This window comes from Nocardia sp. NBC_01730 (assembly GCF_035920445.1).
Lineage (GTDB): Bacteria > Actinomycetota > Actinomycetes > Mycobacteriales > Mycobacteriaceae > Nocardia.
In genome coordinates this window covers 3,919,265-3,936,289 of sequence record NZ_CP109162.1, presented here as the reverse complement: position 1 = coordinate 3,936,289, position 17,025 = coordinate 3,919,265, and the positions used below count along the sequence as shown (strand labels likewise).

Here is a 17,025-nt window from a genome sequence, read left to right as displayed (position 1 = left end):
TGATGACACACAGCGACCAGGCGCCGATCGAAATGTCCAATGGCGGCAAGTCTGAGGTTACGAATCAAACCCAGGCCGACTCCGCAGTGCAGACCAGGACTTACAACTGGACCGACCCGATGGCAGATCTCGCCGCGATCGCCGGGTTGGCCAAGCGCAGCGGCCTTGAGCAGATCCAGGCGATCGCGGACGGCCGGGTCGCGAAGTGTCCCGCGGCGAGTCTGATCGACGGGGGGGACATAAATGCCCGTGAGGGGTGGGTCGAGGTGACCATGCGAGCACAGAAGATCCACTACAACCCGGTCGGCACGGTGCACGGTGGCGTACTGGCCATCATGCTCGACACCGCCGCGGGCTGCGCGGTGCAGACGACGTTGAAGCCGGGCGAGGTCCACACCACGCTCGACCTCACGGTGAAGTACCTGCGCCCGGCGACCGAGGCCTCCGGCCTACTTCGGTGCGAGGCAACCGTGATCAACCGCGGCCGTCGCACCGCCCTCGCCCAGGCCCAGGTCGTTGACGAGGCAGGGCGTCTCATCGCCCACGCCACCTCGAGCTGCATGATCCTGAACCCCGACGCCTGAAGCCCGTCGAAGCCCAGCGGGCCATTCCGCGAATTGCCGTGCTTGTCCGTGCTGGCCCGCCTCCTCCCCGCGTATCGCGGCACGCGGGACATCGCGGTCCTCGGGCTGCCCTGGGGCGGATTCCCGTCGCGTGGGGTGGCGGCCGTTCTCGGCGCCCCGCTCGAACTTTCGGCGTCCGCAAGCTCGGAGCTCCACGGTGATGCCGGCAACGACGTTCGACTGCGGCAAGCCTCTTGGTAGCCGTGTGTTTGCCATATGGCGCAAAGGGTTGAACATCGCTTCGGCGTAGTGCGCTACCCGGTCGGGTGAGATGGCCGAAAGTCGCCGAGTCGACGGCTTCGGGCTCGAGCGGGGTCGGGTGGCGGGGTCAGCATTCGAGTGGTTCGGTGGTCCCGCCGTTCCTGTGGCAGTGACTGTCTGTCGTGGTCGCCAACTTTGTGGGTTCTCAGGTCTCGATCGGGCACCTCTTCGCGAGTCTGCGCAAACTTGGATGCCGGCGGCTGACCATGCGGGCTGTGGGCGCGGCGCGTGCCGGTGTCGGACCGGGGATTCGGTACGTTTCGCGGTCATTTCCAGATAGTTGCGCAAATGTTGCTGACAGCTGCTTCTGGGTCGGTAAGAATGGGTTGGTCACACGACGCTGTCCACTCAACCACTATGGAGGGAAGCTCAATGGCACAAGACACGATGAGCGATGCGAAGCGCGGCGACGTCCAGGACATCCCCCGGGACATCGATATGCTGCGGCTCGGTGTCGAAGAGGCTCGGCAGGAAGCGCAGAGCGCTCGTCAGTACGCCCAGCAGGCGCAGCACCTTGCCCGGCAGGCGCAGAACCAGACACGTCAGGTTCAGCACCAGGCGCAGATCGCGCAGCACGAGGCCAACCAGGCCAACCAGCAGGCCCAGCAGGCCCGCCAACAAGCCATCCAGGCGGGGAACCAGGCCCAACAGGCCCAGGGCGAGGCCGACCGGGCGCAGAACCAGGCCCAGCAGGCCCAGGGCGAGGCCAATCAGTCCAACCAGCGGGCTCAGTCGGCGCAGGATCAGGCCGACCAGGCCAGCCAGTTGGCCCAGCAGGCCGAGGATCAGGCCAGCCGTTCCCAGGACCGGGCCATGCAGTGGGAAATGCAGCTGAACAACCTTCGCCAGCAGGCACGCCAGATTCAATCACGCTGACCAATCTGCCGTCACTGAATGATGTGTCGACGAAAGGGGCCGCCGCCCGAATGGGTGTGCTCCTTTCGTCGACCATGAAAGGCGGTCGCGGATGAGCGAACCGACTCCAACCCCGACCAACGTCGAGGTGATCGTGCCGGAGGCAATGAGCGTCGGCGCCTACGCCAACGGGTTCACCTGCTGGTACAACCGCACCGACTTCACCCTCGACTTCCTCGTATTCCTGCCGACCGATCAGGGTGTCGACGATGCGGGTCGGCCTGTGGTGCGCCAACCGACTCAGGTGGTGTCGAGGGTGAAATTCCCCCCGGCGATGATCTTCCGCCTGATGCAGATCTTGAACGACAGCATGAGCAACTACGAACATGAGTTCGGCGCGATCGTCCACCTCGGGGAATAACCGAACAGGAGAAATGCGATGCTCGTATCCAGCCCCATCGCAATCCTCGCGAGCCCGCGGGACTGGGCCGTCGTGACCGACCCCGCCATCCGCTACCGGCCCGACAAGATCGACGGCCGCCGCTACCACCTCACCGCCACTACGCCACAACCAGCGGACAAAGCGGCAATCGGATAGTCACCCCGCGTTCCACAGCAGCGTCGACGCGGTGCGCTCCTTGCTCAGGCTCGGCAAATCCGCGACTCGGCGGCGGCCCACGGCACGATAGAGTGCGGAGCCGTCGACGAGGAGTACACCATGGGCACAGAGTCCGGAGCCGTTTCATCGATCGGTGTGATGGGTGGTCGGGAAACGGTTCGGTCCGCTGTCGTGGTCGGCGCGCTCGGCGTGGTATTCGGCGACATCGGGACCAGCCCGATTTACACCATTCAAACGGTTTTCAACCCGGCTGATCCACACCCGGTGCCGATCAGCACGGACAACGTCTACGGCGTGGTGTCGCTGATCTTCTGGTCGGTGATGATCATCGTCACGCTGACTTACGTTTCCCTGCTGATGCGCGCCGACAACGACGGCGAAGGCGGGATCATGGCGCTGATCACGCTGCTGCGGCGGCTCGGTGGGGGAGGTGGTCGGGCCGCAGCGGCGCTGGCCGGGCTCGGTATCTTCGGTGCCGCGCTGTTCTTCGGCGACAGCATAATCACTCCCGCTATTTCGGTGCTGTCCGCGGTGGAGGGCCTGAAGGTCGTCGAGCCGGGGTTCGACGGCGTGATCGTACCGATCACGGCGGTAATCATTGTCGGACTGTTCTCCGTCCAGCGCCACGGCACGGCGGCGGTCGGTCGGCTGTTCGGGCCGGTGATGATTGCTTGGTTCGTGACGATCGGTGCCTTGGGCGTGGACGGTATTGCCAAGCATCCGGAAATCTTGAAGGCACTGTCGCCAACCTATGCGCTGAGCTTCATGTTCGGGCACTTCGGTATTGCGTTTTTCGCGCTGGCCGCTGTGGTGCTGGCGGTGACGGGTGCGGAGGCGCTGTACGCCGATATGGGCCACTTCGGTCGGCGGGCGATCACTCGCGGCAGGCTGGGCTGGTGCAGCCTGCGTCATGGAAACGCCGAACATCCCCAACGCGCTGCGCATGCTCGACCCCACGGATACCGAAGGCCGGATAGCGATCGATGACGCCTCCTACTTCCTGTCGAAGATCGAGCTGAAGAAGGGTACGGCACCGACGATGGCACCATGGCGCAAGCGCCTGTTCATCGCCACCTCCCATATCACCGCCGACGCCGCCGACTACTTCGGCCTGCCAGGCGAGCGGACAGTGATCATGGGATCGAGAGTCGAGGTGTAGCAAAGACTGCAACTGGATAACTCGTGAGGTCACAGCCGCTGCTTCCGACCCGGTACCGGTGGTCTGTTCTGGGAAGCCCTCGAGTGGTTTGCGACGTAGCATCGTGCGATGCCCTCTCTTCCGCCGTTGCCTTCGTTTCGTCATTCTGGGCGGGCGGGGAGGTCTTTGCCGCATATCCGTGTTCCGACTGCTCGGGCGATTGTCGATTGCGCGGTGTACGTCGACGGGTGTCGATTGCCGGGCCGGTTCACACATGCGGCCGCGTTGACGAAGGTGCGTGAGCTGGGTGCGGGTTTCGTGTGGGTCGGGTTGCACGATCCCGACGAGGAGCAGATGGCCGATATCGCGCAGACGTTCGGGCTCCACGCACTGGCCGTCGAGGATGCGGTCAAGGCGAATCAGCGGCCGAAACTCGAGCGCTACGACGATACGCTCGTGCTGGTGATGCGCACGGTCGCCTACGTAGAGCACGAATTGCACAGTGTCAGCGAGATCGTCGAGACCGGCGAAATATTGATCTTCACCGCGCCCGATTTCGTAGTCGCGGTGCGACACGGTGAACATTCGGGACTGGCCGCCGTACGTAAGGATTTGGAGGCCGACTCGGATCGGCTGCGCCTCGGGCCAGGGGCGGTGTTGCATGCGATCGCCGACTATGTGGTGGATTCGTATATCGAGGTCACTCAGTCGGTCGAGCTCGATGTCGATGCGATGGAGGAGGAAATCTTCACCCCGCGCAGCAAGGTAGCCATCGAATCGATCTACCAGCTCAAGCGTGAGGTCGTCGAGTTACGGCGATCGGTGAATCCGCTCGCTGTTCCGCTCGAGACACTCGGCCGCGGCATCGAGTTGCCGTTGCCGAAGGAGGTCCGGCGGTATATGCGTGATGTCGCCGACCATCACACGACCGTGGCCGATCGGATCAACGATTTCGACGAGTCGCTCAGTGCGCTGATCGGAGCCGCGTTGGCCAAGACCGCGGTGCAGCAGAATACCGACATGCGCAAAATCACGGCGTATATCTCGATCGGTGCCGTGCCGACGATGGTCGCGGGGATCTACGGTATGAATTTCGAGCACATGCCGGAATTGCGGCAGGTATGGGGCTATCCGCTGGTTCTCGTCGTGATCGTGACGATCTGCACGGGCTTGTACATGAACCTGCGCCGCAATAATTGGTTGTAGCGACAATGTGATGATTCGGTGCGGCCCCCGGCGGCGAGGGAGTGACGGCACACTGTCCGGCACTCCGACTCGGCAGTCGGCACGGATGGCGGTGTCGGCCACTCGTGACGGTTACCGCGGGACCTCAGGTCACGATGCGCAGCGGGTGTTCCAGCAGGTCCTTCAGCTGCTGGAGGAAGGTCGCCGCGGTGGCTCCGTCGATGGCGCGGTGATCGGCGGAAAGGGTGACGCGGAGGATCTTGCGGGTGACGACCTCGCCGTCGATGAGGTGCACTTGGTCGGTGGCGGCACCGATGGCGAGGATGGCGGCTTCCGGTGGGTTGATGACGGCGGCGAATTGCTCGACGCCGAACATGCCGAGATTGGAGATGGTGAAGGTGCCGCCGGTCATTTCGTCCACGCGCAGTTTGCGGGCGCGGGCACGCTCGGCTTTCTCACGGCTCTCGGCGGCGATCTCCGAGATGCTTTTTCGGTCGGCGTCGCGGATGACCGGCACGACGAGACCGGCCGGGATCGCGACGGCGACGCCGAGGTGGATACCGCGGTGCCGCAGCAGCTTGTCACCGTCGAAGGAGACGTTCACCGCCGGATCGGCGCGCAGGGTGACAGCGACGGCCTTGACGATCAGGTCGTTGATGCTCACCTTTCCGGCGCCCGCCGACTGCAGTGTCTTGTTGACGTCGGTACGGAAGGCCAGCAGGTCGGTGACGTCGATCGCGCTCGTCAGATAGATGTGCGGGGCCTGCTGCTTGCTCTCGGTCAGGCGTTTGGCCGCTACCTGCTGGACGGTGGTCAGCGGCACCTCCTCGTAGTCGCCGGTGGCAGCGACCACCGGGGCGGCCGAGGGCGCGGTGACCGGGGGTTCGGTCGATGCCTGCGCGGATTCCACGTCGTGGCGGGTGATCCGCCCGCCGGGGCCGGTGCCGGTCACGCCGTTGAGGTCGATGCCCAGCTCACGTGCGATCTTGCGGGCCAGGGGAGAGGACTTCCGACGGTCGTCCGGTGCCGCGCCTGCGGTGGATGCCGATGTGGTCTGGGTCGACGGCGGGATCGACGTGGATTCGGTGGAAGTAGCCGGGACGGTAACGGCTGGGGCGGGTTTCGCCGCTGTGCTGCCGTCGCCGAGCATCGCGATAGGGCTGCCGATCGGCACTCGCGTTCCGGGCTCGGCGAGGATCTGGTCGAGCACTCCGTCGTCGTAGGCTTCCAACTCCATCAGCGCCTTGTCGGTCTCGATTTCGGCGAGAATCTCGCCCCGAGTGACCTTGTCGCCGACCTGTTTGAGCCAGGTGACGACGACGCCGTCCTCCATCGTGTCGGAGAGCCGGGGCATGGTGATCTCTGGCATGACATTGTCCTCGGGTTCTCAGCGGCGCCGGCCCACGGCCGCCAGCGTTTCCAACGCGGCGGTGTGCAGGGAGTCGGCGGACGGAAGGGCGATCTGTTCGAGTGTTTTGGCGTAGGGCAGCGGCACTTCCGCCGCGGCGACCCGCCGCACCGGAGCGTCCAGGTAGTCGAACGCTCCGTCGGAAATGGTGGCGGCGACCTCGGCACCGATCCCGTAGGTCAGCCAATCGTCTTCTGCCACAACCGCGCAGCCGGTCTTACGCACCGAGGACACGATGGTGTCCCGATCCAAGGGCCGCAGGCTGCGCAGATCGACGACCTCGGCCGAGATGCCGGATTCTGCGTGCAGTTTCTCGGCGACCTGGGTGGCGATGGTCGCCATCCGCGAGTAGCCGATGAGCGTGATATCGGTGCCTTCCCGGGTGACCGCGGCCTTGCCGATCTCGGCAGGCGGAAGTACATCGGGCACTTCGCCTTTGGTGTTGTAGAGGGCGAGGTTTTCCAGGAACAGCACGGGGTCGTCGTCTTCGATCGCGGCGCGCAGCAGGGCTCGTGCGTCGGCGGGGGTGCTCGGCGCGACCACCTTGAGCCCGGGCACGAAGGCGTAGTAGAGCTCGATGTTCTGCGAGTGGGTGGCGCCGAGTTGCTGGCCGCCGCCGCCCGGGGTGCGGATGACCAGCGGCACGCTGGTCTGGCCGCCGAACATGCCGTAGATCTTGGCGGCGTGGTTGACGATCTGATCCAGCGCGAGCAGCGAGAAATTGATCGTCATGAGCTCCACGACCGGGCGCAGCCCGAGCATCGCGGCGCCGACGGCTGCGCCGACGAAACCCTCTTCGGCGATCGGGGTGTCGCGTACGCGCTTCTCGCCGAATTCGGCGAGCAGGCCCGCGGTGATCTTGTAGGAGCCCTCGAAGACGCCGATCTCTTCCCCGATCAGGAAGACATCCTCGTCACGCCGCATTTCCTCGCGCAAGGTTTCGCGAAGTGCTTCGCGATAGGTGATGACAGGCACGGTTGTCCTTAGCAGTCTGAAACTCAGCGGTCAGAAGAGCGGATCGGCGGGCAGCCTGCGGGATTCGCCCGCGACCGGGGTGGCGTAGGTGTAGTCGAACAGGCTCGACGGGTCCGGATGCGGGCTGGCGTCCGCGAAGGCCACCGCGGCGTCGACCTCCTCCTCGACGGACCGTTCGATCTCCGCGGCGTCGGTTTCGTCCAGGACACCGGACTCGATCAGGTCCGCGCGCCACCGTGCGACCGGATCGGATTTCCGTGCGGTGGCGACATCTTCGCCGCTGCGGTACTTCGCCGGGTCGACCACGGAATGGCCCTTGAGCCGATAGCTGATGGTTTCCAGCAGCGCCGGTTTGCCCTCGTGTCGCGCTGTTTCCACCAGTTCGCTGGCGATATCGCGCACGGCGAGGACATCGGTGCCGTCGACCTGTTCGCCGCGCATCCGGTATCCGGCGGCACGCTTGTACAGGTCGGGTTCGGCGGAGGAATTCTCGACCGTGGTGCCCATGCCGAGCTGATTGTTGATCACAACGAACACGACCGGCAGATTCCACAGCGCCGCGAGGTTGAGCGACTCGTGGAAGGCACCGATATTCGTTGTGCCATCGCCCATCTGACACACCACCACGTCATCGTCGCCGCGGTAGTCGATGGCCATGGCGGCGCCGACGGCGAGCGGAAGCTGGCCCCCCACAATGCCATAACCGCCGAGCAGGCGGGACGCGGTGTCGAACATGTGCATCGAACCGCCCCAGCCCTTCGAGGTGCCGGTGGACCGTCCGTACAGCTCGGCCATGACACGGCCGGGCTCGATGCCTTTGGCGATGGCGTAGCCGTGTTCGCGGTAGTTGGTGAACAGGTAGTCGGTGGGCCGCATCGCGGCGGCGAGTCCGACCACGGTGGCCTCCTCGCCGAGATTGAGGTGGCAGTATCCGCCGATCTTGGCCTGGGTGTAGCCCTGGGCGGCGCGCTCCTCGAACCGCCGGACGAACATCATGTCGCGGAAGTAGCCGCGCAGGGTGGCTGGGTCTTCTGCGGTAAGAGTGATGGGGGTGTGCTCGATTGTTTCGGTCACGATGCTCCTCCTCAGCGCTTCCGTGGCGCGACGTGCACCGGCAGGCCGAGCGCGGAAAGCGCGGCCTCCATGCCGATCTCGCCGAGGGTGGGGTGGGCGTGGATGGTTTCGGCGAGCTCATCGAGGGTGGCCTCGAGCGTGATCGCCAAGGCCCCTTCGGTGATCAGGTCGCTGGCAGATGGGCCGATGATGTGCACACCGAGCACCTCGCCGTGGCGTTGTCCGGCCACGATCTTGACGAACCCTTCGGTGTCACCGAAGGTCTTGGCCCGTCCCAGCGCCGCGAACGGGAACCGGGCGGTGATCACCTGGTGCCCGGCTGAGCGGGCAGCAGCCTCGGTCAGACCGACGCTCGCGATCTCCGGATGGGTGAAGGTGGCCGCGGGAATCGCGGTGTAGTCGATCCGGCTGTCCTGTCCGGCAATGACATCGGCGGCCGTCAGCCCCTGATGCGAAGCGACGTGTGCGAGCAGTGCTCGCCCGGTGACATCGCCGATCGCGTAGACGTGGTCGACGCCGGTGCGCAACTGCTCGTCGACCGGGATGAATCCGCGCTCGTCCGTGCCGACTCCGGCGAGATTCAGTCCGAGGTCGGCGGTGTTGGGGCGACGGCCGACACCGACGAGCACCACATCGGCATCGAGCGTGCGGGCGTGCGGGCCCTCGACGGTGACGCGCAGCGCTTCGTCGTGGGTGATCGACGCCACGGTCGATCCGGTCAGCACGGTGATGCCGCGTTTGGCGAAGGACCGGCCGAGGGCCGCGCCGATGTCGCTGTCCTCGGCAGGTACCAGGCGATCCTGCATTTCGACGAGGGTGACCTCGCTGCCGAACGTGCCGAACAGGCTCGCCCATTCGGCGCCGACCGCGCTGCCCCCGACGATCACCAGCCGGTCCGGGACCGTGGTCAGTCCGAACGCGCCGTCGGAGGTGATCACGCCGGGCAGGTCGGCGCCCGGGACGGGCAGGCGGGCAGGTACGGATCCGGTCGCGATGATGACATCACGTGCGGTGACTTGCCGGATGGGTGTTGTGGGTGCGGCGGCATAGCGCGGGCCGTCGGGCCCGACCGGAGACGGACCCACTTCGTGCACGTCGACGGTCGTGGGGCCGGTGAAGCGGGCATGACCCTCGATCACGGTGACGCCATTGGCCGCGAGCAGACCGGCGACGCCGTCGGTGAGTTCCTTGACGATGCCGTCCTTGCGCTGGCGCACGGTGGCGAAATCGAACCGGATATTGTCGGCGTAGACGCCGTAATCGGCTGCGGCGCTGACGGTGTGGAACACTTCCGCGGAGCGCAGCATCGCCTTCGTCGGGATACAGCCCCAGTTCAGGCAGACTCCGCCCGGCCGCTCCTTCTCCACCAGGCCCACCGACAGGCCGCGCTGGGCCGCGCGGATGGCCGCGACGTAGCCGCCCGGGCCGCCCCCGACGACCAACAGATCGAATTCCGGCACTCGTGGTGCTCCTCAGTCTCGAACGAATCCGGCCACGCCGAGGTTGTGGCGTGGGCATTGCGGACGAGTCTCGTCGGCGCGGAATGCACAAACAATGTCCCGAAAGCCCAGGAATAGCGGCGCGAGAATGGGCGCTGCGCCCAATCAGACCGCGCGGTCGGGGAGTTTCAGAGCCGACAGCGCGAGCGAGAGTTCGAGGTAGGCCCGCTGCCCGTCCAGCGGACGACCGACCAGGTTGGAGATACGTTGCAGCCGGTTGAGCACGGTGTTCCGATGGCAGTGCAGGTGCAGCGCGGCGTTGGCCGCCGAGCAGTTTTCCGCCAGCCAGGCCGTGAGAGTCTGTATCAGGACGTCGCGGTCCTTGGGAGGTAACTCCAGGACCGGGCCGAGGCTGCGGGTCAGCAGCAGCCTGGTCAGGTCAGGGGAACGGACCAGCAGGGCCTCGGGGTAGCGCTCGTCCAGTGACACCAGACCGGTCGAGCTTGTGGGCAGCGTGTCCAGCGCGATCAACGCGAGCGAATGGCCCGCGCCCACCTCGGCGAGCCCCGGAACAGCGGAGGAGCACGCCGCCCTGCCGCGGGTCAGGGGGCGCAGGTGACGCAGCACCGCTGAGGCGTCGCGCTGCTCCAGCGACACCAGCCCGATCGTAGTGTCCACGCGGGTGTGCCAGACCGACCGGATCTGCAGCGAGGCAAGCACGGTTTCGGGCCCGGCGAGTGCCGATCTCCCGTCGGGGAGAGTGTCCGCGACCACCACCAGGTAGGCGCCGTGGGCCGGCAGGTTCAACTCACGCGCCGCCCGTGCGGCAAACGTCGCGTCGTGGGCTCGTCCGGCGAGAAGATCCTCGATCAGTGCGTGCCTGCGCCGCTCGTCGCGGCGTACCTGTTCGAGTTCGGTGTTGCGGTAGGACGTGGACAGTGCCGAGGACAATCCGTCGATCACCATCCACATCGCGGTGCCGGCCTCCCGGATCTCGTGCGGTTCGATATCGACGGTTTCGGCGTTGTCGAGCAATGCTTCCCACACGATTCGACCGCCGAGCCGGAATGTGCGCAGCATCGCCTCGAGCGGCACTCCCTGTTCGGCCCGGTGCCTGCCGATCGACGCCGCGACGTCGTCGGACTCCGGATCTGTCGCCTCACCGCTCAGCAATTCGAGAATCCGGGTGAGGTAACGCCGGCAACCGTCGCGCAGATCCGCGCGGGGGACCGATGTGTAGTCCGTCCATTCCGGATTGTCGGTGAAGATCGCCGCCATCAGGCGCTGGGTGAGCACCGCGACATCCGCGCGGCACATTTCGGCTGGCTTCCGTGTGCCCGCTGTGGAGAAAGGGGATCGCGGCGCTGCCATGCGCCCGACGCTACTCCCCGTAACCGACCCGGCACGCGTAGCGGGTGCGCCACGCTGCCCTTGTGCCCCGGGCCGCCGCGTTTTCCCCCACGAAGTGGGCACGAGACAAGAAGGCCAAGTACGGTGTCGAAACGCCGTATGAGATAGAGAGTGCAACGAGGTCGCTGCGAAAATGGGCCAATATATATTCACTGATCGATTCCGCAAGGCTCGAAAAGTATTGAGCTGTGCGGCGCTTGTCGCATTTCTCGTGTCGGGGTGCGGAGCCGACCGCGCCGATGATCCGGTGTCGAGCGCACCGACCATCACAGAAGCCGCCGCGCGCACCGATCAAAAGGGGCTGTCCATCACCGTGCCCGGCACGCTTGCCGCGGATTTTGCCGAGCTGGCAGCCGGTGTGCGCGGACATATCGGGATGGCGGTCATCCCGGTCGGCGGCGATCAGCTGGTTTCCTTCGGCGACTGGACCAGCGGTCCCGCGTGGTCGACGATGAAGGTGCCGTTGACCATCGCCGCGCTGCGCCGCAATCCGGGCGCCTCGACCTACGCCGCCTCGGCGGCGATCACCGCCTCCGACAACGCCGCCGCCGACGTGCTGTGGCAGTCGCTCGGCACCGGACAGGAGGCGGCCGAGGCGGTGCAGGCGGTGCTGCGGGAAGGCGGCGACACCAAGACCACCGTGCCCGCCACCCGTGCCCGTCCCGAGCATTCGGCCTTCGGCCAAGCCGAGTGGTCACTTGTCGACCAGGTGCGGTTCGCCGCGCGGCTACCCTGTCTGCCGCAGTCCGCGCGAGTGACCAGCCTGATGGAGCAGATCGTCACCAGCCAGCGCTGGGGTCTCGGCGAGTTGAGTGGCGCCGAGTTCAAGGGGGGCTGGGGACCGGACACCTCGGGCGCCTACCTGGTGCGGCAGTTCGGGATCGTCACCGCCCCGTCGGGGCGGATCGCGATCGCGATGGCGGTGCAGCCGGATTCGGGAGCGTTCAGCGACGGCATGAACGCTGTGGACAAGCTGGCCACGGTCGTCTCCCAGCACCTCGACGAGCTGTCCGGCGGCAACTGCGCGGCCTGATCCCGGGTGCCGCACCCGGAAACGCGAAGGCGGTCGTCCGTTCGGCCTCGAACCAGGCCGGTGTCCACTCGTCGTTCATGGGGTCGAGGCTGCTGGGATCGGACATAGGGGGCAAGATAGCGGCCATGCGCATCGGAGTCTTGACCGGAGGCGGAGACTGCCCAGGACTGAACGCGGTCATCCGCGCCATCGTTCGCACCGCGAACGGCCGTTACGGAGACGCGATCGTCGGCTTCGAGGACGGCTGGCGCGGCCTACTGGAAGACCGAAAGATCCAGATCCTCAACGATGACCGCACCGACCGTCTGCTGACCAAGGGCGGCACCATTCTCGGCACCGCCCGCACCAACCCCGACGTGCTGTTGGCGGGCCTCGGCCGGATCAAACAGACCCTGGACGACAACGGCATCGAAGCACTGATCCCGATCGGTGGCGAGGGCACCCTCACCGCCGCGAGCTGGTTGTCCGACGAGGGAGTCCCGGTGGTGGGCGTCCCGAAGACCATCGACAACGACATCGACTGCACCGACGTCACTTTCGGCCACGACACCGCTCTGAGCATCGCCAGCGAGGCGATCGACCGGCTGCACACCACGGCGGAATCGCACCAGCGCGTGATGCTCGTCGAGGTGATGGGCCGCCACGCGGGGTGGATCGCGATCAACGCCGGCATGGCGGCGGGCGCGCACCTGACCCTGGTGCCTGAGGTCCCGTTCGACGTGGACGAGGTGTGCGGCATGATCAAGCGGCGGTTCCAGCGCGGCGACAAGCACTTCATCTGCGTCGTCGCCGAGGGCTCGCACCCGGCGCCGGATTCCGGATTCACGTTGCGCGAGGGCGGTATCGACGAATTCGGCCACGAGCGTTTCACCGGCGTCGCCCAGCAGCTCGGCGTGGAGATCGAACGGCGCATCGGCAAGGAAGTCCGCACCACCGTGCTCGGTCATGTGCAGCGCGGCGGCAGCCCGACCCCCTACGACCGGGTGCTGGCCACCCGTTTCGGCCTGCACGCCGCCGAGGCGGTGCACGCGGGCAACTTCGGCCAGATGGTCGCGCTGCACGGCACCACCATCGATCTCGTCCCGCTGTCGGAAGCCACCAAGCAGCTCAAGCGGGTACCCACGGAGCGCTATCGCGAGGCGGAGGCGTTCTTCGGTTGAGCTCAGCGCTGTCCACATAGGCGTATAGCCTCGTATAGCATCGAGTGCTATATTTAGGCCGTGACCAGGACTATCAGCCAAGCCGAACTGCGCAATGGAAGTGCCGGTGTGATGGATGCGCTCGAGGCCGGCGAAGACTTCATCATCACCCGCAATGGACGTCCTGTGGGTGAGCTGCGGCCGTTGGCGCCGACACGTGGGATCACCACCGCCGAGTTGAAACGACGGCTCGCTCGCTTTGCCCGCGCTGGCTCGAGCGCCGAGGAACGTGCGCAGGTGGACGCGGTCTTCGGGGAGGACCGGCTCGATGACCAGTGAGCGCAGGGACTCAGGTCTCCTCGACACATGCGTGCTGATCGACTTCGATGAGATACCGGATCATCAGCTTCCGGCCGTGCCGAAAGTCAGCACCGTGACACTCGCCGAACTCGGGCTGGGGGTTGCCTCGGCGCGCGACGCTACCGTTCGGCTGTTACGCACCGAACGCCTCCAGGAGTTCGAAAGCTCCTTCGACGCATTGCCCTTCACCGCCGATGCCGCCCGACGGTTCACATTGATGGCCAGCTTGATCACGGTCGGCGGCAGAAGCCCGAAGCCGCGCAAATTCGATCTGATGATCGGCGCAATTGCTTCGATACATGGCCTGCCGCTATATACCCGCAACCCGAAAGACTTCCTTGGGCTCGAGCAGGTGCTGACCGTCGTCTCGGTGTGACCGTTTCGCTGAGTGTCACATCACGGCGGTCCGTTTGCGCCGTGTGCCACGTCAGTTCGGTGGGTGGTCGTCGGGGCGTCGGTACTGTGGCAGCATGCGTACTGGGCGACTGATCGCGTTGGCTCTGTTCGTGATTGCGGCACTGGTGGCCGGGTGCTCGGGTTCGGAGTCGAATCCACCCGAGCCGACCGCCGGCGACTGGCACGGCGCCATCCAGACCCCCGGTCAACCGCTCGAAGTCGGGGTGACCTTCACCGACAAGGGCACCGCGACCATCGACATCCCGGTGCAAGGGGTGACGGCCGCGCAGCTGAAAGACGTCACCTCCGATCGGAACTCGGTGTCGTTCGCCATCGCCGACTTCCCGGGCGACCCGGTGTTCCGCGGGAAGTACGACTCGGGATCCGACAAGATCAGTGGTGACTTCACCCAGTCCGGCCAGAGCTTCCCCCTCGTGTTGCAACGCGGCAAGGTCGCCGCGCTCGCGCGTCCGCAAGAGCCGAAGCCGCCGTTCTCGTACAAGTCCGAGGACGTCACCTACCGCAGCGGCGACATCACCATCGCGGGCACGCTGACCGAGCCCCAGGGCAACGGCCCGTTCCCCGCCATCCTGATGATTACTGGAAGCGGCCCGCAGGACCGCAATGAAGAACTCGTGGGCCACAAGCCGTTCCTGTTGCTGGCCGACACGTTCACCCGCGCGGGCTATGCCGTGCTGCGCACCGACGACCGCGGCGTCGGCGGTACCGGCGGCAAGCTGGACGACGCGAACTACACGGACCTGTCCAACGACGCCGCCGCGGGCGTGAGCTACCTGCGCTCCCGCCCTGATATCGACTCGGTCCATGTCGGACTCTTCGGCCACAGCGAGGGCGGCTACCTCGCGCCGCTTGTCGCCTCGCGTCCGGACAGCGGCGTCGCGTTCGTCGTCCTCATGGCCGGTCCTGGCGTCCCCGGCTCGGATGTGCTCGTCGAACAGACCCGCCTGATCGCCGCCGCGAACGGCAAGCCCGCCGATCAGGTCGACACCGAGGTGCGCCAGACCGGCGAGCTGGCCGCGCTACTGAAGGCGGGCGACCTCGCGGGCGCCAAGGAGCTGGCTCGCAAGCACAACGATTCCCTCCCCGCCGACCAGCGTGTGCCGGACGAGCAGGTAGGCGCGCAGATCACGCCGTACCTGGCGGCGCTCATCGCCTACGATCCCGCTCCCGCCCTCGCCGCCGTGCGCGTCCCCGTGCTCGCGTTCTTCGGCGGCAAAGACCTGCAAGTTCCCGCCGCCCAGAGCGAGCAGCCGATGCGCGACCACCTCGCCGCCGACCCGGACGCGACCGTCCACGTCTTCCCGGGACTCAACCACCTGATGCAGCCCGCCGAAACAGGTCGCCTCAGCGAGTACCGCTCGATCGAAACCACCATCTCCCCGGAGGTGCTCAGCTACGTCACCGACTGGCTCCAGCAGCAGGTTCCGACGAAATAGCGCCCCGCTCCTGGACGCCGAGAGCCCCTGCGGTGCGGCGGGAGCGCTTACCTAGACTGATGGCCATGAGCGCACCCACGGTCGACCTGATGGATTACTCGGATGTTCTCGCCCGGTTCGAGCCGGTGCTCGGCATGGAGGTCCACGTCGAGCTGTCCACCGCGACGAAGATGTTCTGCGGTTGCCCGACCGAGTTCGGCGCCGAGCCGAATACCCAGGTGTGCCCTGTGTGCCTCGGTCTGCCGGGCTCGCTGCCGGTGGTGAACGAGAAGGCCGTCGAGTCGGCGATCCGGATCGGCCTCGCGCTGAACTGCTCGATCACCCCGTGGGGCCGGTTCGCGCGCAAGAACTATTTCTACCCGGATCAGCCGAAGAACTACCAGATCAGCCAGTACGACGAGCCGATAGCCACGAACGGGCACCTGGAAGTGATACTCGACGACGGAAGCACGTTCCGTGTGGAGATCGAGCGCGCGCACATGGAGGAAGACACCGGCAAGTCGGTGCACGTCGGTGGCGCGACCGGCCGCATCCACGGCGCAAGCCACTCACTGCTGGACTACAACCGGGCGGGCGTTCCGCTGATCGAGATCGTGACCAAGCCGATCACCGGTGCGGGAGAGCGCGCTCCGGAGGTGGCGCGGGCGTACGTGACCGCTTTGCGTGATCTGCTGAAGGCGCTCGGCGTGTCCGACGTCAAGATGGAACAGGGCTCGCTGCGCTGCGACGCGAACGTCTCGCTGATGCCGGTCGGCGCAACGGAATTCGGCACCCGTACCGAGACCAAGAACGTCAACTCGCTCAAAAGCGTCGAGGTGGCGGTGCGTTTCGAAATGCGCCGCCAAGCGGCGATTCTCGCAGGCGGCGGCACGATCGTTCAGGAGACCCGGCACTTCCACGAGGCCGACGGCACCACCTCGCCCGGCCGTCGCAAGGAGACCGCCGAGGACTACCGATACTTCCCGGAGCCCGACCTGGAGCCGGTCGCGCCCGCGGCGGACTGGGTGGAACAGCTGCGCGGCACCATCCCCGAGTACCCGTGGCTGCGCCGCGCCCGCATCCAGTCCGACTGGGGTTTGTCCGACGAGGTGATGCGCGACCTGGTCAACGCGGGCGCCCTCGATCTCATCATCGCGACCGTCGACGCGGGCGCTCCGGCCAATGAGGCGCGCTCCTGGTGGGTCGCCTACCTCACCGAGAAGGCCAAGGAGCGCGACGTCGCTCTGGAGGACCTGCCGATCAGTCCGGTTCAGGTCGCCGAGGTGATCAAGCTGGTCGAGGCGAAGACAGTCAACAACAAAGTCGCCAAGCAGGTCGTCGACTACGTGCTGGCCGGAGAAGGCGACCCGGCGCAGATCGTCGAGGCCAAGGGGCTCGGCATGGTCAGCGACGACAGCGCCCTGCAGGCCGAGGTCGAAAAGGCCCTCGCCGCCAACCCCGACATCGCCGAGAAGATCCGCTCCGGCAAGGTGCAGGCGGCGGGCAAGATCGTCGGCGACGTCATGAAGGCAACCCGGGGCCAAGCCGACGCCGCCAGGGTCCGCGAGCTGGTACTCGCCTGCTGTATCTGATTTGCAGCGCCTGCGGCGCCGCGTGTTCGCGGCTGTGTTTGTTTGGCCGCGGCTGCGCCGCGGCGTGTTCGCGGCCCCTTGA

General features: G+C 66.3%; 17 protein-coding genes and 1 pseudogene. 13 read left to right on the top strand and 5 right to left on the bottom strand.

Features of this window, described 5'->3' with window-relative positions; all coding sequences use genetic code 11:
* Positions 1–2: 2 nt before the first annotated feature.
* The 7 genes and pseudogenes from OHB12_RS15675 to OHB12_RS15650 all read left to right on the top strand — a co-directional run bounded on the left by OHB12_RS15675 (position 3) and on the right by OHB12_RS15650 (position 4,702).
* Positions 3–584, top strand: a complete 582-nt coding sequence (locus OHB12_RS15675; RefSeq protein ID WP_327120208.1) for a PaaI family thioesterase — start codon at positions 3–5, stop codon at positions 582–584.
* A 672-nt stretch (positions 585–1,256) separates the two neighbouring features.
* Positions 1,257–1,760, top strand: coding sequence for a hypothetical protein (locus OHB12_RS15670; protein WP_327120206.1), 504 nt, complete (start codon positions 1,257–1,259; stop codon positions 1,758–1,760).
* 91 nt (positions 1,761–1,851) lie between these two features.
* Positions 1,852–2,160, top strand: a complete 309-nt coding sequence (locus OHB12_RS15665) for a DUF3467 domain-containing protein (RefSeq protein ID WP_327120204.1) — start codon at positions 1,852–1,854, stop codon at positions 2,158–2,160.
* 18 nt (positions 2,161–2,178) lie between these two features.
* Positions 2,179–2,337: a hypothetical protein gene (locus tag OHB12_RS15660; protein WP_327120202.1), complete on the top strand. Its 159-nt coding sequence runs from the start codon at positions 2,179–2,181 to the stop codon at positions 2,335–2,337.
* A 159-nt stretch (positions 2,338–2,496) separates the two neighbouring features.
* Positions 2,497–3,249, top strand: a pseudogene (locus OHB12_RS15655) (KUP/HAK/KT family potassium transporter); the annotation flags it as partial.
* Between the two features lie 52 nt (positions 3,250–3,301).
* On the top strand, positions 3,302–3,517 hold the full coding sequence (locus OHB12_RS36320) for a KUP/HAK/KT family potassium transporter (RefSeq protein ID WP_442800047.1): 216 nt from the start codon (positions 3,302–3,304) through the stop codon (positions 3,515–3,517).
* 108 nt (positions 3,518–3,625) lie between these two features.
* A complete protein-coding gene (locus OHB12_RS15650; protein ID WP_327120200.1) occupies positions 3,626–4,702 on the top strand; it encodes a magnesium and cobalt transport protein CorA in 1,077 nt (358 codons plus the stop codon).
* Positions 4,703–4,826: 124 nt separating this feature from the next.
* Here OHB12_RS15650 and OHB12_RS15645 read toward each other — a convergent pair whose 3' ends face one another.
* The 5 genes from OHB12_RS15645 to OHB12_RS15625 all read right to left on the bottom strand — a co-directional run bounded on the left by OHB12_RS15645 (position 4,827) and on the right by OHB12_RS15625 (position 10,873).
* A complete protein-coding gene (locus OHB12_RS15645; protein ID WP_327120198.1) occupies positions 4,827–6,050 on the bottom strand; it encodes a dihydrolipoamide acetyltransferase family protein in 1,224 nt (407 codons plus the stop codon).
* Positions 6,051–6,068: 18 nt separating this feature from the next.
* On the bottom strand, positions 6,069–7,055 hold the full coding sequence (locus OHB12_RS15640; protein ID WP_327121149.1) for an alpha-ketoacid dehydrogenase subunit beta: 987 nt from the start codon (positions 7,053–7,055) through the stop codon (positions 6,069–6,071).
* A gap of 39 nt (positions 7,056–7,094) precedes the next feature.
* A complete protein-coding gene (pdhA, locus tag OHB12_RS15635) occupies positions 7,095–8,138 on the bottom strand; it encodes a pyruvate dehydrogenase (acetyl-transferring) E1 component subunit alpha (protein WP_327120196.1) in 1,044 nt (347 codons plus the stop codon).
* Between the two features lie 11 nt (positions 8,139–8,149).
* Positions 8,150–9,598, bottom strand: a complete 1,449-nt coding sequence (gene lpdA / locus OHB12_RS15630; protein ID WP_327120194.1) for a dihydrolipoyl dehydrogenase — start codon at positions 9,596–9,598, stop codon at positions 8,150–8,152.
* Between the two features lie 144 nt (positions 9,599–9,742).
* A complete protein-coding gene (locus tag OHB12_RS15625) occupies positions 9,743–10,873 on the bottom strand; it encodes a PucR family transcriptional regulator (protein WP_327120192.1) in 1,131 nt (376 codons plus the stop codon).
* A 361-nt stretch (positions 10,874–11,234) separates the two neighbouring features.
* Between OHB12_RS15625 and OHB12_RS15620 the strand changes: the two genes are divergently transcribed.
* The 6 genes from OHB12_RS15620 (at position 11,235) to gatB (ending at position 16,943) form a co-directional block, all read left to right on the top strand.
* Complete coding sequence (locus OHB12_RS15620) at positions 11,235–12,020, top strand: serine hydrolase (protein ID WP_327120190.1); 786 nt, start codon at positions 11,235–11,237, stop codon at positions 12,018–12,020.
* Positions 12,021–12,145: 125 nt separating this feature from the next.
* The gene (locus OHB12_RS15615) at positions 12,146–13,180 is read left to right on the top strand and encodes an ATP-dependent 6-phosphofructokinase (protein WP_327120188.1); all 1,035 of its coding nucleotides are present in this window, start codon (positions 12,146–12,148) and stop codon (positions 13,178–13,180) included.
* Between the two features lie 60 nt (positions 13,181–13,240).
* Entirely contained in the window at positions 13,241–13,498 is a 258-nt protein-coding gene (locus OHB12_RS15610) for a type II toxin-antitoxin system Phd/YefM family antitoxin (RefSeq protein WP_327120186.1), read from the top strand.
* On the top strand, positions 13,488–13,895 hold the full coding sequence (locus OHB12_RS15605; protein WP_327120183.1) for a type II toxin-antitoxin system VapC family toxin: 408 nt from the start codon (positions 13,488–13,490) through the stop codon (positions 13,893–13,895). Before OHB12_RS15610 ends, OHB12_RS15605 begins: the two co-directional genes overlap by 11 nt.
* Positions 13,896–13,989: 94 nt before the next feature.
* Positions 13,990–15,372, top strand: a complete 1,383-nt coding sequence (locus tag OHB12_RS15600) for an alpha/beta hydrolase family protein (protein WP_327120182.1) — start codon at positions 13,990–13,992, stop codon at positions 15,370–15,372.
* 65 nt (positions 15,373–15,437) lie between these two features.
* Positions 15,438–16,943, top strand: a complete 1,506-nt coding sequence (gene gatB / locus OHB12_RS15595; protein ID WP_327120180.1) for an Asp-tRNA(Asn)/Glu-tRNA(Gln) amidotransferase subunit GatB — start codon at positions 15,438–15,440, stop codon at positions 16,941–16,943.
* The last annotated feature ends 82 nt before the right edge of the window (positions 16,944–17,025 follow it).